General features: G+C 70.7%; 21 protein-coding genes. 10 read left to right on the plus strand and 11 right to left on the minus strand.

Features of this window, described 5'->3' with window-relative positions:
* Positions 1 to 144: 144 nt before the first annotated feature.
* Together BIV23_RS28125 and BIV23_RS28130 are read right to left on the minus strand one after the other, a co-directional pair.
* A complete protein-coding gene (locus BIV23_RS28125) occupies positions 145 to 489 on the minus strand; it encodes a hypothetical protein (protein ID WP_071383780.1) in 345 nt (114 codons plus the stop codon).
* Positions 490 to 618: 129 nt separating this feature from the next.
* Positions 619 to 1,794, minus strand: a complete 1,176-nt coding sequence (locus tag BIV23_RS28130; RefSeq protein ID WP_071383781.1) for an ROK family transcriptional regulator — start codon at positions 1,792 to 1,794, stop codon at positions 619 to 621.
* Between the two features lie 48 nt (positions 1,795 to 1,842).
* Here BIV23_RS28130 and BIV23_RS28135 point away from each other — a divergent pair, with 48 nt between their 5' ends.
* From BIV23_RS28135 to BIV23_RS28145, 3 genes are all read left to right on the plus strand, one after another.
* Positions 1,843 to 2,916: a Gfo/Idh/MocA family protein gene (locus tag BIV23_RS28135; RefSeq protein WP_071383782.1), complete on the plus strand. Its 1,074-nt coding sequence runs from the start codon at positions 1,843 to 1,845 to the stop codon at positions 2,914 to 2,916.
* Positions 2,916 to 3,410 (plus strand): heme-degrading domain-containing protein, encoded by a 495-nt coding sequence (locus tag BIV23_RS28140; RefSeq protein WP_071383783.1) that lies wholly within the window; start codon positions 2,916 to 2,918, stop codon positions 3,408 to 3,410. The genes BIV23_RS28135 and BIV23_RS28140 overlap by 1 nt, the downstream gene beginning before the upstream one ends.
* A gap of 87 nt (positions 3,411 to 3,497) precedes the next feature.
* Entirely contained in the window at positions 3,498 to 4,379 is an 882-nt protein-coding gene (locus BIV23_RS28145) for an LLM class F420-dependent oxidoreductase (protein WP_071383784.1), read from the plus strand.
* Positions 4,380 to 4,477: 98 nt separating this feature from the next.
* Here the strand turns inward: BIV23_RS28145 and BIV23_RS28150 are convergent, their stop codons facing one another.
* The 3 genes from BIV23_RS28150 to BIV23_RS28160 form a co-directional block, all read right to left on the minus strand.
* On the minus strand, positions 4,478 to 5,332 hold the full coding sequence (locus BIV23_RS28150) for a fumarylacetoacetate hydrolase family protein (protein WP_071383785.1): 855 nt from the start codon (positions 5,330 to 5,332) through the stop codon (positions 4,478 to 4,480).
* Positions 5,333 to 5,461: 129 nt separating this feature from the next.
* Positions 5,462 to 6,202, minus strand: a complete 741-nt coding sequence (locus tag BIV23_RS28155; RefSeq protein WP_071383786.1) for a YidC/Oxa1 family membrane protein insertase — start codon at positions 6,200 to 6,202, stop codon at positions 5,462 to 5,464.
* Positions 6,203 to 6,319: 117 nt separating this feature from the next.
* On the minus strand, positions 6,320 to 6,640 hold the full coding sequence (locus tag BIV23_RS28160) for a DUF6412 domain-containing protein (protein ID WP_071383787.1): 321 nt from the start codon (positions 6,638 to 6,640) through the stop codon (positions 6,320 to 6,322).
* Between the two features lie 110 nt (positions 6,641 to 6,750).
* Here BIV23_RS28160 and BIV23_RS28165 point away from each other — a divergent pair, with 110 nt between their 5' ends.
* A complete protein-coding gene (locus BIV23_RS28165) occupies positions 6,751 to 7,590 on the plus strand; it encodes a serine hydrolase domain-containing protein (RefSeq protein ID WP_071383788.1) in 840 nt (279 codons plus the stop codon).
* 36 nt (positions 7,591 to 7,626) lie between these two features.
* On the opposite strand, the gene BIV23_RS28170 is transcribed toward BIV23_RS28165, so the two are convergent.
* Complete coding sequence (locus BIV23_RS28170) at positions 7,627 to 8,154, minus strand: winged helix-turn-helix transcriptional regulator (RefSeq protein WP_071383895.1); 528 nt, start codon at positions 8,152 to 8,154, stop codon at positions 7,627 to 7,629.
* A gap of 105 nt (positions 8,155 to 8,259) precedes the next feature.
* On the opposite strand from BIV23_RS28170, the gene BIV23_RS28175 reads away from it, so the two are divergent.
* Entirely contained in the window at positions 8,260 to 9,660 is a 1,401-nt protein-coding gene (locus tag BIV23_RS28175; protein WP_071383789.1) for an MFS transporter, read from the plus strand.
* A 22-nt stretch (positions 9,661 to 9,682) separates the two neighbouring features.
* Here BIV23_RS28175 and BIV23_RS28180 read toward each other — a convergent pair whose 3' ends face one another.
* Positions 9,683 to 10,477 (minus strand): class E sortase, encoded by a 795-nt coding sequence (locus BIV23_RS28180; RefSeq protein WP_071383790.1) that lies wholly within the window; start codon positions 10,475 to 10,477, stop codon positions 9,683 to 9,685.
* A gap of 200 nt (positions 10,478 to 10,677) precedes the next feature.
* Between BIV23_RS28180 and BIV23_RS28185 the strand changes: the two genes are divergently transcribed.
* Positions 10,678 to 12,153 (plus strand): glycoside hydrolase, encoded by a 1,476-nt coding sequence (locus tag BIV23_RS28185; RefSeq protein ID WP_071383791.1) that lies wholly within the window; start codon positions 10,678 to 10,680, stop codon positions 12,151 to 12,153.
* On the opposite strand, the gene BIV23_RS28190 is transcribed toward BIV23_RS28185, so the two are convergent.
* On the minus strand, positions 12,143 to 12,919 hold the full coding sequence (locus tag BIV23_RS28190) for a TIGR03943 family putative permease subunit (RefSeq protein WP_071383792.1): 777 nt from the start codon (positions 12,917 to 12,919) through the stop codon (positions 12,143 to 12,145). The genes BIV23_RS28185 and BIV23_RS28190 overlap by 11 nt on opposite strands.
* A 14-nt stretch (positions 12,920 to 12,933) precedes the next feature.
* Positions 12,934 to 13,953: a permease gene (locus tag BIV23_RS28195; protein ID WP_079173436.1), complete on the minus strand. Its 1,020-nt coding sequence runs from the start codon at positions 13,951 to 13,953 to the stop codon at positions 12,934 to 12,936.
* Positions 13,954 to 14,097: 144 nt separating this feature from the next.
* On the opposite strand from BIV23_RS28195, the gene BIV23_RS28200 reads away from it, so the two are divergent.
* Positions 14,098 to 15,117: a hypothetical protein gene (locus BIV23_RS28200; RefSeq protein WP_071383793.1), complete on the plus strand. Its 1,020-nt coding sequence runs from the start codon at positions 14,098 to 14,100 to the stop codon at positions 15,115 to 15,117.
* A gap of 532 nt (positions 15,118 to 15,649) precedes the next feature.
* Entirely contained in the window at positions 15,650 to 16,462 is an 813-nt protein-coding gene (locus BIV23_RS46960; RefSeq protein ID WP_079173426.1) for a NaeI family type II restriction endonuclease, read from the plus strand.
* 85 nt (positions 16,463 to 16,547) lie between these two features.
* Here BIV23_RS46960 and BIV23_RS49735 read toward each other — a convergent pair whose 3' ends face one another.
* On the minus strand, positions 16,548 to 17,363 hold the full coding sequence (locus BIV23_RS49735; protein ID WP_143079125.1) for a hypothetical protein: 816 nt from the start codon (positions 17,361 to 17,363) through the stop codon (positions 16,548 to 16,550).
* Positions 17,364 to 17,460: 97 nt separating this feature from the next.
* On the opposite strand from BIV23_RS49735, the gene BIV23_RS28205 reads away from it, so the two are divergent.
* Complete coding sequence (locus BIV23_RS28205) at positions 17,461 to 18,492, plus strand: NaeI family type II restriction endonuclease (protein WP_079173437.1); 1,032 nt, start codon at positions 17,461 to 17,463, stop codon at positions 18,490 to 18,492.
* A 20-nt stretch (positions 18,493 to 18,512) separates the two neighbouring features.
* Positions 18,513 to 18,989: a very short patch repair endonuclease gene (locus BIV23_RS28210; protein ID WP_079173427.1), complete on the plus strand. Its 477-nt coding sequence runs from the start codon at positions 18,513 to 18,515 to the stop codon at positions 18,987 to 18,989.
* Positions 18,990 to 18,997: 8 nt separating this feature from the next.
* Here the strand turns inward: BIV23_RS28210 and BIV23_RS28215 are convergent, their stop codons facing one another.
* Positions 18,998 to 20,053, minus strand: a complete 1,056-nt coding sequence (locus BIV23_RS28215) for a DNA cytosine methyltransferase (protein ID WP_071383795.1) — start codon at positions 20,051 to 20,053, stop codon at positions 18,998 to 19,000.
* Between the last annotated feature and the right edge of the window lie 63 nt (positions 20,054 to 20,116).

Raw genomic sequence — 20,116 nt, forward strand, 5'->3', positions numbered from 1 at the left:
GGAGGCGGGGGCGGAGCCAGGGGCGGGACCGGGGGCGGGGTCACCACCGGGGCCGGGACCGGCGCTGGTGCCGGGGACGGGCGCAGTCGCATGAATCCATGGTCGGGCCGGGTTCCCGGGAGCGCGCGGGGAGCCGTGCCGGGGTCAGTCGACGACGGTGACGTCCACCGTGGCCACGGCGTCCGGGTCCGAGGCGCAGGCCAGGTGGATGTGGGCCACGCCCGGCCGCGTGCCCGGGTCGATCCGGGCGGTTCCGACCAGGGTGCCGGTCACCTTGAGCGTGAGGTCGATGGTCTCGACGGACGGCCCCTCGGCACGGCCGCCCTCACGCGGCTTGCTGCACCCGGCCAGCGTGAGATGGACGCTCTGCCCCGCCTTCACCTTCGCGGGGCTGACCGTGCCGACCGGACCTGCGGCGAAGGCGGCCCCGCCGAAGGCCACGAGGCCGACACCGACGAGGGCCGTACCGGCGATACGAGAGCGGCGCATGGTCACTCCTCACTGCGGTGACCGGTGAGGCCGTCGGGACTCGGGTCACCCATTGAGTCGATTGATGCGGTCGGTTCCATGGTGGGACGACCGGCCGCCCTCGCAACCCGGCCGCGGCGCACGGCACCGTCACGCGTCCCCGCGCCCGAACAACCGCCCCAGCAGCAACTGCGCGGCCCCCTCGGCGACGAGGCCCTCGCCTCCCTGCGCGACCCGGACCGGCACCGCCCCGCCCGGCATCCCCTCCCGCCGGGCCCGCGCCGCCAGTACGTCACCGACGCCCCGCACGTACACCTGCGGCGCCCCGGCCACGGTCCGCCCTCCGAGCAGCACCGCGTCGATGTCCAGCAGCCCCACCAGATTCGCCGCCGCCACCCCCAGCACCCGCGCCGCCTCCGCCGGCTCCCCGCGCCCCACGGCCCCGAGGCACAGCACCTCCACGCACCCCCGGTTCCCGCACTCGCACAGCGGACCGTCCAGCTGGATCACCTGGTGCCCGAACTCCCCCGCCCCGGTCCGCGCCCCCCGGTGCACGCTCCCGCCGATCACCAGCCCGGCCCCGAGCCCGGTGCCGAGATGCAGGTACGCGAAGGATCCGGAGCCGCCCTCGCCCCGCACCGAGAGCCCCAGCGCGGCCGCGTTCGTGTCCTTGTCGACCACCACCGCCACCCCGAGCCGCGCCTGCAGCACGTCCCGCAGCGCGAAGCCGTCCCACTCGGGAAATCCCGTGACCCGGTGCAGCACTCCGCGCACGTGGTCGAGCGGCCCCGGCAACGCCACCCCCACCCCGAGCAGCGTGGCGGCACCGGCGAGTGCGCCGTCGTCCCCGAGGCCCAGGGCCTGGCCCACCAGTTCCTCCACCGCCCGGGCGAGCACTCCGAGCACGGTCGTCGCCCCGGCCCCCAGGTCCAGCTCCGCGCGCCGCTGCGCCACCACGGCGCCGTCCAGGTCGACGAGCACGGCCCGCAGTTCGTCACGGTCCAGGTGCACCCCGACCGCGTGCCCCGCCTCCGGCACCAGCCGCAGCACCGTGCGCGGCTTGCCCCCGGTGGACGCCCGGCGCCCGGCCTGTGCCGCGAACCCCTGCTCCCGCAGCCGCGCGGTGATCTTGCTGACGGCCTGCGGGGTCAGCCCGGTACGCTCGGCCAGTTCGAGCCGGCTGATGCCCTCCGCGCCGGCGTCCCGCAGCAGTCCGAGCACCAGCGCGGCGTTGTGGCTGCGCACCGCACCGAGGTTCGCCCCCGCCCGGCCACCCGTGCTCACCGACACTCCGCTCTGCGCCCTCGTCCTGTTCACGCCACCCATTCTGCCCGCCGCTTGCACTTTGGCAACAGCGTTGCGAAAGTAGGTCGCATGAGTGCTGCTGCCACCCCTCTCCGCGTCGGCCTGATCGGCTACGGCCTCGCCGGCTCCGTCTTCCACGCCCCGCTGATCGCCCAGGCCGAGGGCCTCACCCTGGACACCGTGGTCACCTCGAACCCCGAGCGGCAGGAGCAGGCCCGCGCCGAGTTCCCGGACGTCCGCACGGCCGCCACACCCTGGGAGCTGTTCGACCGCGCCGACGAGCTGGACCTGATCGTCATCGCGTCCCCGAACAGGACGCACGTCCCGCTCGCCACCACCGCCCTGAAGGCGGGCCTGCCGGTCGTGGTCGACAAGCCGGTCGCCGGCACCGCCGCCGAGGCCCGTGACCTCGCCGCCCTCGCCGAGGAGCGCGGCCTGCTCCTGTCGGTCTTCCAGAACCGCCGCTGGGACAACGACTTCCTGACCGTGCGCCGGCTGCTCGCGGACGGCGCGCTCGGCGACGTGTGGCGCTTCGAGTCCCGCTTCGAGCGCTGGCGCCCGCAGCCCAAGGGCGGCTGGCGCGAGTCCGGCGACCCGGCAGAGATCGGAGGTCTGCTCTACGACCTCGGCAGCCACCTCGTCGACCAGGCCCTGGTCCTCTTCGGCCCGGCCACCGAGGTGTACGCCGAGACGGACGTCCGCCGTCCGGGCGCCGAGACCGACGACGACACCTTCATCGCCGTGACCCATGCGAGCGGCGTCCGCTCCCACCTCCACGTCTCCGCGACCACGGCCCAACTCGGCCCGCGCTTCCGGGTGCTGGGCTCGCGGGCGGGCTATGTGAAGTACGGCCTGGACCCGCAGGAGGCGGCCCTGCGCGAGGGGCTGCGCCCCGGCCCCGAGTGGGGCGCCGAGCCCGAGGCCCTGTGGGGCCGCATCGGCGCCGGGGAGTCCCCGCTGACCGACGGCGGCACCCCCGTACCGACCCTGCCGGGCGACTACCCCGCCTACTACGCGGCCGTCGCCGACGCCCTGCGCGACGGCGCGCCGGGCCCCGTGACCGCCCTGGAGGCGGCCGCCGCCCTCGACGTACTCGAAGCGGCCCGCCGCTCCGCCCGCGACAGGACGACGGTGACCCTCTGATGACCCAGCCCACTCCCCGCCCCACCCCCGAGCCGGCCCCGTCCGTCGAGGAGCTGGAGGCGCAGGAACGCCGCCTGGTCTTCCGGCAGTTCACGTACGACGACGCCTGGGCCCTCGGCTCGCTCCTGGTCGAAGTGGCCCGGGAGCGATCGGCTCCGGTCGCGATCGACATCCACCGCGCCGGCCAGCAGCTCTTCCATGCCGCCCGGCCCGGCGCCACCCCGGACAACGACGCCTGGATCGCCCGCAAGCGCCGGGTGGTCGAGCGCTACGGCGCCTCCTCCTACCTGGTCGGCTCCCGCTTCCGCGCCAAGGGCACGACCTTCGAGGACTCCTCCCGCCTGGACCCCGACACCTACGCGGCCCACGGCGGCTCGTTCCCGGTCCGCGTGGAGAACGTCGGCGTCGTCGGCGCCGTGACGGTCTCGGGCCTGCCCCAGCTCCAGGACCACCTGCTCGTCGTCGAGGCCCTGGAGCGGTTCCTGAAGGTGTGACACCCGCCGGGAATCCGTGGGGGGATCCCGCCGGTTGGGAAGAGCTGTAGACGTGATGATCACGACCCGCCCGGAGGGATCGCCCCCATGAGCAGCACGAGCACCTCGAACGGCTTGAAGGACAGGATCGGCCGCTACGGCGTCTGGAGCTTCGCCCTGCGCGCGGAGGAACCCTCCCGGCGCGGCGAACTGGCGGAGGCGGCGGCCGAGTTGGAGGAGATCGGCTTCCGCGCCGTATGGCTGGGCGGCAGCAGCGCGGCCCGGCATGCCGTACCGCTCCTGGAGGCCACCGGCGCCCTCACCGTCGGCACCAGCATCCAGAGCATCTGGGACTACGACGCCGAGACCAGCGCCGCGGCCTTCGCCCAGGTGGACGCGGACCACCCCGGCCGCTTCGTGCTCGGCCTCGGGGTGAGCCACGCCAAGCTCGCCGAGCAGTACCGCCGCCCCTACTCCGCACTGGTCGCCTACCTCGACGCCCTGGACGCGGCGGGCGTCCCCGCCGACCGCCGGGTCCTCGCGGCCCTCGGCCCCCGGACCCTGGAGCTGTCCCGGGACCGGGCGGCGGGCGCGGTGCCCTACCTGGTCACCGCCGAACACACCGCCCAGGCCCGCGAGATCCTCGGCGAGGGACCGCTGCTCGCCCCCGAGCTGAAGGTCGTCCTGGAGCCCGACCCGGCCCGGGCCCGCGCCATCGCGCGCGAGACGCTCGCGATGTACCTCGCCCTGCCGAACTACACGAACAACTTCCTGCGCCTCGGCTTCACCGAGGACGACGTGACCGGCGGCGGCAGCGACCGCCTGGTCGACGCGGTCTTCGCCTGGGGCGACGAGGCCGCCGTCCGCGACCGCATCGACACCTTCCGCCAGGCGGGCGCGGACCACGTGGCCCTCCAGGTGGTGACCGGAGGCCCGCGGGAGAAGCTCCCGAGGGAGGAATGGCGCCGCCTCGCCTATCTACTGAGGTGAGGAGAGCGCCCCAAAGGGGCGCGGGGAACTGCGCGACCAGCCACAACGGGCCCGCAGCCGCCAAGCGACCGCAGTTCCCCGGCACCCCGGCGGAGCGTCTACGCGTCTTTGAACTCCTGCCGCTGCCGACCGAGCCCCGTGATCTCCAGCTCGACCACATCCCCGCCCCGCAGATACGGCTTCGGCTCCGGCTGCCCCATCGCCACCCCCGCCGGCGTCCCCGTGTTGATGACGTCCCCGGGGTACAGCGTCATGAAGTGGCTGACGTACCGCACGACCTCCCCCACGGGAAAGATCTGCTCGGCCGTCGTCCCGTCCTGCTTCAGCTCCCCGTTGACCCACAGCCGCAGGGACAGCGCCTGCGGGTCCGGCACCTCGTCGGCTGTCACCAGCCACGGCCCGAGCGGGTTGAACGTCTCGCAGTTCTTGCCCTTGTCCCAGGTCCCGCCGCGCTCGATCTGGAACTCCCGCTCGGAGACGTCGTGCGCCACCGCGTACCCCGCGACATGCGCGAGGCCGTCCTCGGCCGACTCCAGGTAGCGGGCCGTACGCCCGATGACGACGGCCAGCTCCACCTCCCAGTCGGTCTTCACGGAGCCGCGCGGGACGAGCACGGTGTCGTGCGGCCCGACGGCGGTGTCCGGGGCCTTGAGGAACACCACCGGCTCGGCGGGCGGCTCGGCGCCGGTCTCCCGGGCGTGGTCGTGGTAGTTGAGGCCGATGCACACGATCTTGCCGATCCGGGCGAGCGGCGGCCCGGTCCTGAGCCCCGCCGCGTCGAGCGCGGGCAGCTCACCGGAGGCGGCGGCCCGTACCCGGCCGAGCGCGGCCTCGTCGGCGAGGAGCGCGCCGTCGATGTCGTCGACGATCCCCGACAGGTCCCGGAGGGTTCCCTCGGCGTCGAGCAGCGCGGGCCGCTCCGCCCCTGCCGTGCCGACTCGCAGCAGCTTCATGGTCACAATCTCCCTCGATCGCGGGGGCGCCCGGCCGATGGGTGCAGCCATCGGAGGACTGGCTGATCCTCCAATCCCTCGGTCCACTCCGCAAGACCCTGTTCACGTACTGGACCGTAACCGGGCCTCTCACTGATAAAGGGCGGCCCGCTCCACGGCGCTCCAGGTCGTGCTCGTGACGACGTACAGCGCGGCCGCGAGCGGGACGACGGCCACGGTGACGAGAGTGAAGAACGACATGAACGGCATGACCTTGTTGAGCGCGCCGAGCCCGGGCACCTGCCCGCCCTGCCCGCCGTCGCCGCCCGTACCCGCCACGGCGACCGGGTTGTTCGCCATCATGCGCTTGGTGCGCCGGTAGTTGAAGGCGGCGACGGCCGCGACGAGCGCGAAGAGAGCGGCGTAGACGAGCCCGGCCGGCCCGAACGGGCCGCCGTCGGCGAGCGCGTCGGCCCAGCGCCCGCCGAGCGGCGCCGCGAACAGCTCGTGTCCGAGCAGGCCGCCCGCCGCGCCGCCGATCGTGGAGCTGGAGAAGAGGTGGTAGAGCAGGAAGAACGCGGGCAGCTGGAGGAGGCTCGGCAGGCAGCCGGACAGCGGCGAGACCTTTTCCTCGGCGTGCAGCTCCAGCACCGCCTTCTGGAGCCGCTGCGGATCCTCGGCGTGCTTCGTGCGCAGCTCGGCGATCCTCGGCTGCAGCGCGGCCCGGGCCCGCTGGCCACGGGCGGCGGCGCGGGACAGCGGGTGGACGAGGAGTCGTACGAGCGCGGTGAACAGGACGATCGCGGCGGCGGCCGCGGAGGCGTGGAACAGCGGGGTGAGCAGGTCGGCGAGGTCCTCGACCAGGCGGGCGAAGACAGTGAGAACGGACATGGGTGAGCCCTCCGGGGGTCTCGTCGTGCCGGATGTCCGGGCAGGGCCGGAACGGAACAGAGCGGCATGACGACCCGCGCGGGGTCACGCGTACGGGAAAGGGAAGGGGTGCGTGCCCTACGCGGCGGTCGCCGGGAGGGCGCGTCCGGGTGCCCTGGGCCGTCGCCGGCCGGGCGCGTCGGGATCACGCTGGGGCAGGAAGGCCGTACGCCGGTCCCTGTCCCGGATCGCCGTACGCACGCGCGTGGGCGGAACGGCCGGCGCGCTGCGCGCCGAGAGCAGGAGGCAGACGGAGAACGCGGAACCGGCGGCGGCGGTCGCGGCCAGCGCCACGGTCGCGGAGAGGTTGCCCGTGTCGAGCAGCAGGACCGGCAGCAGGACGAGCAGCAGCGAGGCGACCGCGCGCGACGAACGCGCCGACACGAAACCCCGCCTCATCCCGTCCCTCCCCGTGAGCACTTGCCGACGTAGGCAACTTCCCACGTCTGTTCGCCCTTTATACCTGAGAGGGCGCTCGTGTCCGAAGCCCGAACCCGAGGGGAGTCCCCGTGCCACGCATCCCGACCTGCGTCCTGACGAGCGACGCACCGGCCGCGCGGGTCGCCGACGGCCACGCGGCGGACCGCTTCGTCGAGATCGGCTCCTTCACCAAGGTGCTCACCGGCACGGCCCTGACGCGCATGGCCGCCGCGGGTCTGCTCGACCCGGACGACCCCGTCGAGTGCCACCTCCCCGCCACGCCCGGCACGGGCATCACGCTGCGCAACCTCGCCACCCACACCTCCGGCCTGCCCCGCCTCCCGCCCGAGCCGATCCCCGTCCACCGGCTCGCCGACCCCTACGCCGCCTTCGACGAGTCCGCGCTCACCCGGGCGCTCGGCCGGCTCGACGAGGTCGCGGTCCGGCCGCCGGGGCAGCAGGAGGAGTACTCCAACTTCGGGTACGCGGTCCTGGGCGCCGCGCTGGTCGCGGCGGCCGGTGTGCCGTACGAGGAGCTGCTCGCCGAGCACGTCCTGCGCCCGCTGGACGTCCACGAGGTCGGCGCGCGTCCGGACGCGGACCGGCGGCTGCTCGCCCCGGGGCTGTTCGGCCGGGCCCGTCGGCCCTGGACGATGGACGGGCCGATCCTGCCGGCGGGCGGGCTGTGGGCCACGCCGCGCGCGGTGGCCGATCTGCTGGTCCGGCTGGCGATCGAGCGCCGGCTGGGCGATCCGGCCCCCTCGTGGCAGCGGTCCGGGGCCCTCCTGTGGCACAACGGCGCGACCCGGCACGCCTCGCTCTTCGCCGGGGCGACGGACGACGGCCGCTGGGTGGTCGTCCACCGGCTGAACGCCGACTCGGACGACACCGACCGCACCGCCATCGACCTGATCCGGCGGATCGCCTAGGACCGCCCGGGGCCGCCCGGGGCCCCTGAAGCTGCCCTAGACGGACTCGGTCTCCAGCGGCTCCAGCAGTCGCTTCGGCTTCAGCAGGACCCGGCTCACCGGGTCGGCCGGGTCCCGGTCGAGGCCCGGTCCGGGCCACATGACCACGTCCCCCACCGGTACGACGCCCCCGCACGCGGGGCACTCGCCGTACGCCCCGAGTTCGGTGCCGCAGTCCGCGTGCCGGAAGGAGCGCAGCCGGGCGTCGGTGTAGTGCTCGCGCCCCCACAGGCCGAGGGCGCGCAGGGTGGGCCACAGCGCGATGCCGCGGTCGGTGAGGACGTACTCGTCGCGCGGCGGCGACTGCTGGTATCGGCGTTTTTCGAGGATGCCCTCGGCGGTCAGCGTCTGGAGCCGCGCGGCCAGGACGGCGCGCGGGATGCCGAGGTGGACGAGGAAGTCGTTGTAGCGCCGCACGCCGTACAGCGCGTCCCGGACGACGAGCAGTGTCCAGCGCTCGCCGACGATCTCGAGCGCGCGAGCGATCGAGCACTGCTGTGTCGCGTAGTCCTTGCCCAGTGCCATGCCGCCCACTGTAACCACGTTCCCCACATAGGTTCAATGAATGAACTGCACGTGCTACGGTGACGGAGTCAGGTCAGTTCATTGACTGAACCGTAAGGAAACGCCATGACCGGGCTCGACTCCGCCACCGCCACCCCCGTCGGCGCCGCGACCGCCGCATCCGCCCGGGACGCCCCCGGCGCCCGCCCCCGGGCCACCCTCGCCCTGACCAGCGCGGCCACCGCCGTGGCGCTGATGACGTACACGGCCCCGATGGTCACGCTCCCGGACACGGCGCGCGCCCTGCACACCGCCCTGTCCGGCCAGGCCTGGCTGCTGAACGGCACCCCGCTCGGCCTCGCCGCGCTCCTGCTGGTGGCCGGCAGCCTCGCCGACGACTACGGCCGCCGCCGGCTCTTCCTCAGCGGCACCCTGGCCCTCGGCCTCACCACCGTCCTCGGCGCCTTCGCCACGTCCACCTGGCAGTTCACCCTCGCCCGCATCGCCCAGGGCGCGGCCAGCGCCGCGCTCCTCGCGAGCAGCCTCGGCCTGATCGTGGCGGCCCACCCCTCCCCGCGCGGCCGACTGCACGCGACCGCCGTCTGGGGCGCCTTCGTCAGCGGCGGCATCGCGGCCGGGCCGCTGATCGCGGGCGCGCTGCCGAACTGGCGCGTGGCGTACGGCGTCCTGGGCGCCACCGCCCTCGTGGTCGCCGCGCTCGGCACCCGCGTCCTCGCCGAGTCCCGCGCCCCGCGCGGCGGCCGCCCCGACATCCCGGGCGCCCTGGCCTTCGGCCTCGCCCTGGTGTCCCTGGTCGCCGCCCTGACCCTCGGCCGGGACGGCTGGCTGCGCGCGCCCGTCGGCCTCCTCCTCGCGGCCGCCGTGGTCCTGATGGCGCTCTTCGTCGCGGTCGAACGCCGGGTCGCGACCCCGATGATCGACCTCGGCCTGCTGCGCCACGCCCCCTTCCTCGCCTCGGCCGGCGGCGGCCTGTTCACCGGCCTCGCCGTGATCGCGCCCTTCAGCTTCCTGCCCGCCCTGATCCAGCAGACACTGCGCCTGTCCCCCATGGACACGGCCTGGCTGCTGCTGCTCTGGTCCGGGCTGAGCTTCACGGTCGCCCTCCAGGTCAAGCGCCTGGCCGGCCGCGTCACCCCGCGCGTCCAGCTCGCCGTCGGCTTCGCCCTGCACGCCGTCGGCGTCCTGACCATGCTCGGCGCCGTCGGCTCGGGCTCCTGGGTCCGGCTGCTGCCCGGCCTGGTCATCGGCGGCGTGGGCAGCGGCCTGCTCAACGGCGGTCTGCCGCTGCTGGCCGTCGAGTCGGTCCCGCGCGAGCGGGCCGCGATGGGCTCCGGCGCCCAGCAGACCTTCCGCTACGTCGGCTCCAGCGCCGGCGTCGCCCTGACCATCGCTCTCGCCACCTCCTCCGGCAGCCTCGCCCACGGCGCGGACATCGCCCTGCTGGTGTCGGCGGGACTGGCGGCGGTGGGCGTGGTGAGCGTGCTGGCGCCGCGGGAGCGGTCCTGAACCGACGGCGGCCCCGGCACGCTCACCTCGGCCGCACGGACACCAGCTTCCCCCACACCGCCATCCGGTAGCGGGAGGTGAACTCGGGGGTGCAGGTGGTCAGGGTGATGTAGTACCCGGGGCTGTCGTAGCCGTAGGACGGCCGGTCGAGGGAGCGCGGGACGGGCCGGATCACCCCCGAGTCGGTCGCCGAGGTCTGCGGCAGCACCTGGTCGACGTCGTAGGTGTACGTCGCCGTCCGCGTCTCCACCTCGATGTCGTCCCCGCGCCGCAGCCGGGGCAGATACCGGAAGGGCTCGCCGTGCGTGTTGCGGTGCCCGGCGAGCGCGAAGTTCCCCGCCCGGCCCGGCTGCCCGGTGCCGCGGTAGTGGCCGACGTACCCCTTGTCGAGGACGTCGGCCTTGCTCACGCCCTCGGCGACGGGGACGCGCAGCCCGAGCCGGGGGATGTCGAGGACGGCGTACGCCTGGGAGCGCCGGGGCGGGGCGGCGACGGGGACGGGGACGGACGACGACCGCGGCGCGGGTGCCCGCCCCGTCGTACCGGAAGGGCCGGGCGACGCGGGACCGGGACCGGAACCCGGGTCGGCACTCCGGCCGTCGCCGCTCCCCCACTCCCGCTCCAGCGCCTGCACCTGCCGCTCGGCCCCGCGCCGCGCCTCCCGGTTGGTCCACCACAGCTGGTGCACGACCAGCAGCGCGAGCAGCACCCCGACGGTGACGAGCGCCTCGCCCCCGCCCCACAACAGCCGCCGGCGCCGGGCACGTCGGCGCCGGTCGCCGTGGACCACGACCCGCACACCGGTTGCCGCGAGCATCCGCACCACCTCCCCGGGAGCCGCCCGCACGATAGGCGCGGCGGGCACAACTGGCCATAGCCGCAAGGGGTTCGGGATGCCGAACCCTTCATCAACTGGTTTGAGAAAGCATTGTCAGAACTCTCGACAGCCCCACCCGCCACCCCCGATGCTTCCTGCTGCCGGAAGCCGCAACGGGGAACTGAAGAGGCGGAGAAGCCATGATCCGACGCAGAACACTGTTGGCCGCGGCGGGCGGCGGCATCCTGGGCAGCGCCCTCGCGACGGGCACCGCGCGCGCGGACGCGACGATACCGGTCGACCCGTCCGCAGCCTACGGCACGTGGGAGGGCTGGGGCACGTCCCTGGCCTGGTGGGCGAACGTCTTCGGCACACGGGACGACTTCGCGGACATCTTCTTCACGACGAAGTCGACGACGTACAACGGCACGTCGCTCCCCGGCCTCGGCCTGAACATCGCCCGCTACAACCTGGGCGCGTGCAGCTGGAACAGCGTCGGCGGCGAGTCGATGGTCGCCTCCGCGAACATCCCCAGGTTCAAGCAGATCGAGGGGTACTGGCAGGACTGGACGAGCGAGGACCCGGCCTCGTCCTCCTTCAAGTGGACCGCGGACGCCACCCAGCGCGCGATGCTGGTGAAGGCGGTCCAACGCGGCGCGACCACCGAGCTGTTCGCCAACTCCCCGATGTGGTGGATGTGCCTGAACCACAACCCCTCGGGCGCCTCCGGCGGCGGCGACAACCTCCAGTCCTGGAACTACCGCCAGCACGCCTCCCACCTGGCCGCCGTGGCCCTGTACGCGAAGCAGAACTGGGGCGTGACCTTCTCCACGGTCGAGGCCTTCAACGAGCCCTCGTCCTCCTGGTGGACCGCGACCGGCACCCAGGAGGGCTGCCACATGGACGCGACCGTCCAGGCCGCCGTACTGCCGTATGTCCGCAGCGAGTTGGACAAGCGCGGCCTCACGTCGACGAGGATCTCGGCATCGGACGAGAACACCTACGACCTGGCCCGCACCACCTGGGACTCCTTCTCCGCCACGACCAAGGGCTACGTGGACCGGGTCAACGTCCACGGCTACCAGGGCTCGGGCGGCCGCCGCGACCTGCTCTACTCGGACGTGGTGACGACGTCCGGCAAGGCCCTGTGGAACTCGGAGACCGGGGACAGCGACTCGACGGGCCTGACCCTGGCGAGCAACCTCCTCTACGACTTCCGCTGGCTGCACCCCACGGCCTGGGTGTACTGGCAGGTGATGGACCCCAGCTCGGGCTGGGCGACGATCGCCTACGACGCCGCCACCCTCCAGCCCGGCGCGGTGCAGACGAAGTACTACACGCTGGCCCAGTTCACCCGGCACATCCGGCCGGGCATGACGATCCTCGACACGGGCGTGAGCTACGCGGTGGCGGCCCTGGACACGTCGGCGAAACGCCTGGTGATCGTGGCCGCGAACACGTCCGCCTCCGCCACGACCCTCACCTTCGACCTCTCCGGGTTCTCCGCGGTGACGGGCGGCCCGGGCGGCCTGGTGCCCCGCTGGAACACGGTGACGACGGGCGGCTCGGACCTCTACACGGCCCACTCGGACACCTACCTGTCCGGCAAGGCCGTGGCCGTCCCCTTCGCCGCGAAGTCCGTCCAGACGCTCGAGGTGGACGGAGTCAGCGTGTGACGGCGGAAGGCAGCGGAAGAGCGTCCTGGTAGCCGTTGAGCGGCCGGGGCACCTTCTTCACCGTGAGGGCGTCCAGCGCGACCGGCGCGGACCTGGTGCCCAGCCGCCCGCCCGGGTGCCAGATCCCGGTGACCGACACCCAGGCACCGGCGGGCGGCACGTCACCGCCGTAGATCCGCACCTTCACCGACTGGGCGTCCGCGGCACAGCAGTTGATGATGATCCGCGTCAGATCCCAGCTGCCTCCCCCGTGGGGCGTGACGATCCCGGTCATGAGGATCGTCCGCCCCTTGATGTCCCGCGCCGGGTCCTGCTGCACCCGGCCGGTGAAGTCGGACAGGGTCATGGGCACGGGCGAACCGGCCGGCAGCGGATCGAAGGCCTGCCGCTCGGCGACCGGCTTGGCCGGCTGCCGGGAGGCGGTGTAGGCGCCGAGGGCGGGCGGGGCGTAGAAGAGCAGACTGAGCGCGGGCAGGAGCAGCAGCCAGGCGACGCGGGGCAGACCGGAGTGATCGTGCCCGTGGCTGTCGTGGTCGTGACTGTCCTGGTCATGGCTGTCGTGGTCACGGCCGGCCGGCTCGCCTCCGCCGGGACGGTCGAGCAGGGCACCGGCGACGCCCAGCAGCACGAGGACGACGCCGGAGGCGATGAGCAGGGGCCGCATGCTCTCCTTGACGTACCGCAGGCAGAGGTCGCTGAAGAGGGAGATGTGCAGCAGCCCGAGCCCGCAGAGCGCGAGCAGCACCGCCCGCAGCGACCTCTTCACAGCGGTACTCCCCTTCACAGCAGTACTCCCCCGACCAGCGCGCTGCACGCGACGGCGACGACGACGGTGGCGGCCGAGAACCGTACGGCGAAGGCCCGCCCGAAGGTCCCCGCCTGGAGCGCGATGAGCTTCAGGTCCACCATCGGCCCGACGACCATGAACACGAGCCGCGCCACCGCCGGGAAGGCGGTGAGAGAGGCCGCGAGAAAGGCGTCGGCCTCGGAACACACCGCGAGCAGCACCGCCAGACCCGCCAGGAACAGCACCGACAGCCAGGGCGACCCGGCGAAGGTGTCGAGCACGGAGCGCGGCACGGCGACGTTGAACGTGGCCGCCGCCATGGCCCCGAGCACGAGAAAACCTCCCGCGTGCAGGAAGTCGTGCTGGAACCCGCGCCGGAACTCGTCCCACCGGCTGCGCCCGTCCCGGTGCCCGCCGTGCTGCTCCCGCACGACGGGCCGCAACCACTCCGCCTTCCCGAACCGCAGCCACAGCCAGCCCATGACGACGGCGGTGACGAGCGAGGCGAGCAGCCGGGCCAGCACCATGGCGGGCTGCCCCGGGAAGGCGATCGCGGTGGCGGTCAGTACGACGGGATTGATGGCGGGCGCGGACAGCAGGAACGCGAACGCCGCGGCCGGCGGAACCCCTCGCCCGATGAGACTGCCGGCGACGGGCACCGAGGCGCACTCGCACCCCGGCAGCACCACCCCCGCGACCCCGGCCACGGGCACGGCGAGCGCGGCCCGCCGGGGCAGGACGCGCTGGAAGACCCGCTCCGGCACGAAGGCGTTGATCGCCCCGGACAGCGCGGTCCCGAGCAGCAGAAACGGCGTGGCCTGCACGGTCACGGCCAGGCAGACCGTCCGCCAGGCCTGCACCGCCGGCGCGTCCCCCCACCGCCCGACGACGAACAGCAGGACACCGGGCACGACGGCGGCCGCGACGAGCAGCAGGGGCCAGTACGGCGGCAACGCCGCCCCCTGCCGACCGCCGTCGGCCTCGCTCTCGGTCCCGGTCCCGGCCTCTGTCAGCCCAACCCCACCGACGCTCTTCACACAGCCCCCACTGGATGCCCACACCCGAGCTCACACGAAGATAGACGAAGGCCCGCGGCCCCTCCCCCGCGCCCCCTCCACGCCTCACTTTTGTCACCGCGCGGCAGTACGGTGTCCCCCATGCGCCCCGACACGCCTGCCTCGCCTGCCGAGAACGTCGACCACACCGCGGAAGCGGCACGCCTGGAGCGGACCGCCGGCCTGTACCCCGAGGACGCCGAAGCCCTGCTCCTGCGCGCCGCGGCCCACCTGGAGCTGTCCGGCGACCGCCCCGCCGCGACCACGCTCTACGACCGCCTGCTGTCGACCACCGCCGACCTGGACAACCCTCCCCTGATCCGGGCCCTGAAGGCCTCGAACCTCTGGGAGTACGGCCACGAGGCCGAGGCCAGGGCGATCATCGAGGGCATCCGCCTCGCCGCTCCCCGCGACCCCGCCCCCTGGCTGATCGCGGCGGAGTCCCTGGAGTCCCACGACGAACTGGAGTCGGCGGAGCAAACCCTCACGGAAGCCGCCCGCCTGCTCCTTCCGGAGGGCACGGAACCCCCTGCCCCCACCCACCCCCTCCTCTACGGCCGCCACCGCGTCCGCCGCATGCTGGGCCTGCCGCACGACGACTGGGACACCCTGGCGGACACCCTCCACTCGGCCCCCGTCCCCCTGGACGAACTCCACGACCCCAAACGCGTCTGGTCCCTCGGCTCGGACAACCCCGCCGAACTGGCCGCCGAGATCTCCCGCCTCCAAGCCGAACTGGGCGCCTACCGCGAGGCCCTCTCCCGCCCCTTCCCGGTGGCGGTCCTGCACTGGCCGGCCACGGAACTGTCGGAACTCGTGTCGGCATACCCGGCCTTGTCCTCGGAGTACCCGTCCCGCGACGAACACCTGTCGACCATAGAGTCGTCGTTGCGCGAGCTGTCGTCTTCGGGCACGGCGAACCTGGGCATCGTGACGGGCACGGTCCCGTCGTACGAGGCCTTCGCAGCCTCGGAGGGCTCCTCCCCGGACGACGTGACCCTGCTGCCGCAGTACGCGACGACGCTGGCGGCGAGGGGAAGGGCGGAGGTTTGGCCACCGGAGAGGGGCGCCGAGTGCTGGTGCGGCTCCGCGGAGGGCTACGGCGCCTGCCACGGAGCGTAGAACGTAGAACCGCAACGACAAACCGGGGGGCCACAGGATCACCCGCCCGCCACCGTTGCCCCATCAAGCCGACCGACCCGCCACCCACCTCCCCACCCGCTCCCCCGGGCCGCCCGCTCGCTTCTCCCCCGTGCTGGAGCGGCCCGGGGTCAAGGGTGGCTCGAAGAGCCATCGGCACCAGCCGACGCGAGAGCGGAGCGGAAGCGCCCTTGAGGCCCAGCTGCGGAAGCACAACGATCCCGAGGAGCGGGCGTACCCAACTGCCCTAACTGGCTTGTTCCCAACTGGTGTTCGGTACATTGGCGAGAACAGACTCGAGATACGCCGACGAGCAACCATTCCACCGATGCGCCCTGGGGCGAAGCCCCGCAGGGGAGGAAGCCGACCAGAACTCCGGTCGCCCTTATCGCCCGACACGGTCGGCAGGTGGCGTCAAGATGCGACCTCTGCCATCGACTTGACCACGATCATTCGCTGGGATGAGATGAGCATCTTCTAACTCGGCTGAGCCAAGCAAACGTGAGAGTGGCGCGTGACACGGCTGACCCTGCCGCATCTGGGCGAGATCTGCACCAACAGCGATGACGGAGAACATCCGCTACTCGCTCCAGAAGACGACCACGAACTGCAGTCCGTTGCGGCCTGGCTCGCTGAACACCCGATAGCCGAGTCTTATACTGACGCCATCCGAAATTCGATTGATTACGTCCTCGATGGCGGAAGGACGGGAAGGTTTGACCTTCTCTCCCCCGAGGTGCACCCGGGTGAACGTGCTTCAGTGGGGGCAAAACTCGAATACGAGATTCTGAGAACCTTCAAGCTGCCCAAGACTAAGCCGCTCGATACACATATCACTGGCATCCCAGTGGATATCAAGGCAACCGTCGGCGCCAACTGGTCAATCCCGACCGAGGCTCATTGCAGGCTCTGTATTTGCACTCAGATACAGCTCAAGAAAAATCGACACAAATCATGGCTCATTCGAGCCCATCACTCATGGCTCTACCGTGGCAAAGGCAATAAGGATCAGAAGCGCGGCCTCGCAGTACATGCGCGAGACAATTGGAGCTTTCCCCTCTACGACTGGACAGAGCTACCGGTCAATCCGTTGCGCTACTTGACAGAGGAACAGGCGGCACAGGTTCTCGCCAAGAGACCTGGCCAAGTCAAGCGGATGCTGAAGATGTTCGAATATCTCGAGGGTCACATCATTCCGAGGAATGTGTTCCTGATTGTGGGTGCAGGTAGGCAGGACCCCATGCGGCGTGCTCGGCAGCTTCCGGGAGGCAGCGGCACAGAAAGGACTCACGGTTCTGTGTGGCACATGGCTGGAGGAGCGAGATGAAGCTGCCGCACGCGGCATCACTCTCATGTCCGGGGAATGGATTGCCCTGCGCGAAGCACCGACGAAGTCGGCCTCACTGGCTGACTCATGAGCTGGCACCAGGCCGATTAAGCCCGATAATTCGCGCAGCAGCCCGGTCGAGGTGCGCTGCCGACGGCAGATGCACCTCCCCGAATCTCGTTGCAGCCTCGAGTTCGATCGAATCGAAATGGAGAGGCGGTAAGATACCAGAGAGCAGCTCCTCGGTACGGGTCTTCCGCCCGGCATTCAAGCCTTTCCTGAACTTACTATTGCCAACTCGAAGGCTTAATGCCCGGCGGCCAGCCCACGCATCAACCCGGAACAGGGCATCAGCCAGAGGGTGGACACGTAAGTCCATCCCCCGGCTCCTGAGCTGCACCAGCGTATAGACCTCGCGTAAGAACCCGTAGTATGCATTACCAATACGCCACCTCATTGCCGCACGCGCCCGCCGCTCGGAATAGCGTCCACTTTCCACCAAGCGACGTATTATCCGCCTTGACGGATCACCTAACATGCGCCGACCCGTCTGTTCGTCGAGCGCGAATTTCCGAAACTGCTGATAAGTTGGAGCGGTCCCGATGTGCTCCACGCACGCATGAAACGTGTGCGTAAAAGCGAAATTCGGATGCCAATCGACGATCTCAGGCACGCTTTCGCCGACCTGACGCCTGACGTCCCCTAAGGCATGCTCCGTTTCGCGGCAGATCCGGCGTACGTCGCTCTCCGTAAGGCCGTACAACACGCGCGTTCGATGCGCCATCACGACAGGGACCACTTCGACCCGCCGCGGATCCGTCTTCCAAGCCTCAAACCGCTGCCTCGTCGCTACGGAGGTACAGAACAGTTCAAGTACGTCTTCTGCTGAAGTCTCGATCAAGCTGGCTCCTTGGTTGTCGTCTCCAACTAGGCTTCTGCGCAGAGCTGTTGACAACGCGCCCAGTTGCATCCAGATGACAGTGATCAGCGATACTCGCATGACTGACGTCTTCCAAGCCAGGAGTCCGCCTGTGACGCTATTCGAGCACCCCGGCCCCGCACCGGGCGTCTACGACGACCCGGAGTTGATGCTCGTCCGGCAACGCCTCCTCTCCCTCGATCCGAGGGGGGAGACCGTCGCCCGTGTCCTGCGAGAAACCATCGACCGGCTCCTAGACGGCGAACACACTGGCCGGTTCGACTGGGACGACCTGCACAAGACCGAGAAGACACACGCCGGAACGCTCGTGGAGATCAACCTTTTGCGGGAGCTCGGCCTCGACAGCGGGGAGGACCTCGACTACCTGATCGAGGGAATCGAGGTCGACTGCAAGTTCTCCCAGAAGCTGTACGGCTGGATGATCCCGCCTGAGGCTCTTGACGAGATCTGTCTGGTGGTTTGGGCAGACGACCATCAAGGACTGTGGAGCGCGGGGCTACTACGAGCCAACCGTGCCAAGCTCACCACCAGTGGAACCGTCACAAAGAAGGGCAATAGGGACGGAAAGTTCCAGCTGACAAAGCAGCATCGCTCCCTGGTGACTTGGCTGTGGCATGAGGAACGGCTTGAGGAGAACCTGCTCCTGCATCTCGACACGGAGACACGGGATGCCATCCTCAACGCGGGGGCCGGGTCGAAGCGCAGCCCAGGCCAGGCGAAGATCAACGAACTGTTCCGTCGAGTGCAGGGACGCCGGATCAGCCGCACGGTGATACGTACCCTTGCAATGCAGAAGGACTACATGAAGCGCGTGCGGTACAACGGAGGTGCACGCGAGAAACTCCGGAAGGAGGGCATCCTCATCTGCGGCGACTACCCGAACCACCAGGCCGTTGCAGAACAGCTGGGACTACCCGTTCCTCAGGAAGGCGAAAGTGTCAGCATTCGTGTTGTTGAAGCTAAGCCACATCACGAAGAGGAGCCGAGGGTACGGCTCGAGGGGCGTCACTGGGTGAAGGCGAGGCCCGATGACCCCAGGGAACCGGCGCCCCTTCTGCCCGAGACCAAGAAGGCGACCACTCAGCACTGAGTGATCCAGCAGGAAACAGGATGCCGGAACTGAACAACAAGCCCGCCGAGGAGGAGCCCTGGGTGCCCCCCGAGGGCTCCTGGGCCTCATCTGCTGCCCGACGGCGGAATATGCAAGCGATCCGCAGTCGGGACACCAAGCCAGAGCGTCTGGTCCGCGGCCTGCTTCACGCCCAGGGCCTGCGCTACCGGGTAGCGGCCAAGCCGCTGCCCGACCTTCGCAGGACAGCAGACATCGTCTTTCGTCCCGCGAAGCTGGCTGTGTTCATTGACGGCTGCTACTGGCACGGATGCCCAGAACACTACGTGCCGCCGAAGACCAATCCTGGCTACTGGTCGGACAAGGTTGCAAGGAACATGGCCCGCGACAAAGACACGGACGAACAGCTTCGGGCGGCAGGCTGGACCGTGCTCCGGTTCTGGGAGCACGATCCAGCCGAAGAGTGCGCAGTAAAGATCGCCGCGACGGTCAGCCGCCTGCGGAAGACCAGGGAGTAAGCCTCGGCTCAGCCCTTCTCTGCCTGCGCCGCTGCTTCAAACGCGGCGTAGATCTGGTCCCCGACTGCCTGAGCCACTGGAGGCGGGAAGGCGTTCCCGACCTGCCTGTACGCCGCAGTCTTACGGCCAGAGAACTTCCACCCCTCGGGGAAGCCCTGGATCAAGGCCGCCTGGGTCACGGTTAGCTTGGGGCCTGCTGGTGCGAAGAGATCGCGCTCCGAGTCCTTCATTTCATCGGGCTCGTTCGCGACGCCCATTCCGCACACGCCAAGTTCTGCCCAGGCCTTCTTGGCGCGTGTCGGACCAAGATCAGCACCACCGTGCTTCTTGGAACCGCCGACGACGGTGGGGGCGACCCCATCCAGGGCCCGCTCATACCACCGTTTGAATGCGTTCTCGGCTCGAGGGTCGTCTGCCACGGCGTCGTACCGCGCCCGCATTGAGTCGTGCAGCGCGTCACCCACGGTGATGACCTTGGTCTTCGTCGGCTTGTGGTGCTCGAAGTGGCGGGCGTACTCCGGCTTCATCGCGACGAGGATGGCCCGGGGGCGCAGCTGCGGGACGCCGTAGTCCTTGGCCTCCAGGATGTCCCAGTAGCACTCCTCGTACCCCATGGACTCCAACTGCTTGATGATGTCCTGGCGGTACTCGTCGAACTTCGGGTCAAGCAGACCGCGCACGTTCTCAATCATCACGGCCTTCGGCTCGAGGTCATCAACGAGCCGCAGCATGGTCGGGAAGAGGTCCCTGTCGTCGTCGCGGCCGAGCTGCTTGCCCGCAGCCGAGAACGGAGGGCACGGAACACCGCCGGCCAGAAGGTCAAGCTCGCCGGGCTCAAGCCCCAAGGCGTCCGCTTGGAAATCCTTGAGGTCAGCCTCGATGACTCGGCAGCCTTCCCACTCCGGATTCGCGCTGGTGTTGGACCTGAGGGTCTGGCATGCGTCTCTGTCGATCTCAATCAGAGCGACGTGCTTGAATCCAGCGTTGTGCAGGCCGACAGCCTGACCTCCAGCTCCAGCACAGATCTCCACCGAGGTGTACTTGCGCTTCTTCGTGCGGGTCATGCCCCCTCCTTACAGCCATACAGCGGCAGACACATCTTGCAATCCACCATCACTGAGGGTGAC

The sequence above is a fragment of the Streptomyces monashensis genome (assembly GCF_001866665.1).
Taxonomy (GTDB): Bacteria; Actinomycetota; Actinomycetes; order Streptomycetales; family Streptomycetaceae; genus Streptomyces; species Streptomyces monashensis.

Excerpts from the sequence above, each read along its gene's own strand:
- BIV23_RS28125 (WP_071383780.1), bottom strand. The coding sequence starts at position 489 with ATGCGCCGCTCTCGTATCGCCGGTACGGCCCTCGTCGGTGTCGGCCTC.
- BIV23_RS28130 (WP_071383781.1), bottom strand. The coding sequence starts at position 1,794 with ATGGGTGGCGTGAACAGGACGAGGGCGCAGAGCGGAGTGTCGGTGAGC.
- BIV23_RS28135 (WP_071383782.1), top strand. The coding sequence starts at position 1,843 with ATGAGTGCTGCTGCCACCCCTCTCCGCGTCGGCCTGATCGGCTACGGC.
- BIV23_RS28140 (WP_071383783.1), top strand. The coding sequence starts at position 2,916 with ATGACCCAGCCCACTCCCCGCCCCACCCCCGAGCCGGCCCCGTCCGTC.
- BIV23_RS28145 (WP_071383784.1), top strand. The coding sequence starts at position 3,498 with ATGAGCAGCACGAGCACCTCGAACGGCTTGAAGGACAGGATCGGCCGC.
- BIV23_RS28150 (WP_071383785.1), bottom strand. The coding sequence starts at position 5,332 with ATGAAGCTGCTGCGAGTCGGCACGGCAGGGGCGGAGCGGCCCGCGCTG.
- BIV23_RS28155 (WP_071383786.1), bottom strand. The coding sequence starts at position 6,202 with ATGTCCGTTCTCACTGTCTTCGCCCGCCTGGTCGAGGACCTCGCCGAC.
- BIV23_RS28160 (WP_071383787.1), bottom strand. The coding sequence starts at position 6,640 with ATGAGGCGGGGTTTCGTGTCGGCGCGTTCGTCGCGCGCGGTCGCCTCG.
- BIV23_RS28170 (WP_071383895.1), bottom strand. The coding sequence starts at position 8,154 with ATGGCACTGGGCAAGGACTACGCGACACAGCAGTGCTCGATCGCTCGC.
- BIV23_RS28175 (WP_071383789.1), top strand. The coding sequence starts at position 8,260 with ATGACCGGGCTCGACTCCGCCACCGCCACCCCCGTCGGCGCCGCGACC.
- BIV23_RS28180 (WP_071383790.1), bottom strand. The coding sequence starts at position 10,477 with ATGCTCGCGGCAACCGGTGTGCGGGTCGTGGTCCACGGCGACCGGCGC.
- BIV23_RS28185 (WP_071383791.1), top strand. The coding sequence starts at position 10,678 with ATGATCCGACGCAGAACACTGTTGGCCGCGGCGGGCGGCGGCATCCTG.
- BIV23_RS28200 (WP_071383793.1), top strand. The coding sequence starts at position 14,098 with ATGCGCCCCGACACGCCTGCCTCGCCTGCCGAGAACGTCGACCACACC.
- BIV23_RS28205 (WP_079173437.1), top strand. The coding sequence starts at position 17,461 with ATGACTGACGTCTTCCAAGCCAGGAGTCCGCCTGTGACGCTATTCGAG.
- BIV23_RS28210 (WP_079173427.1), top strand. The coding sequence starts at position 18,513 with ATGCCGGAACTGAACAACAAGCCCGCCGAGGAGGAGCCCTGGGTGCCC.
- BIV23_RS28215 (WP_071383795.1), bottom strand. The coding sequence starts at position 20,053 with ATGACCCGCACGAAGAAGCGCAAGTACACCTCGGTGGAGATCTGTGCT.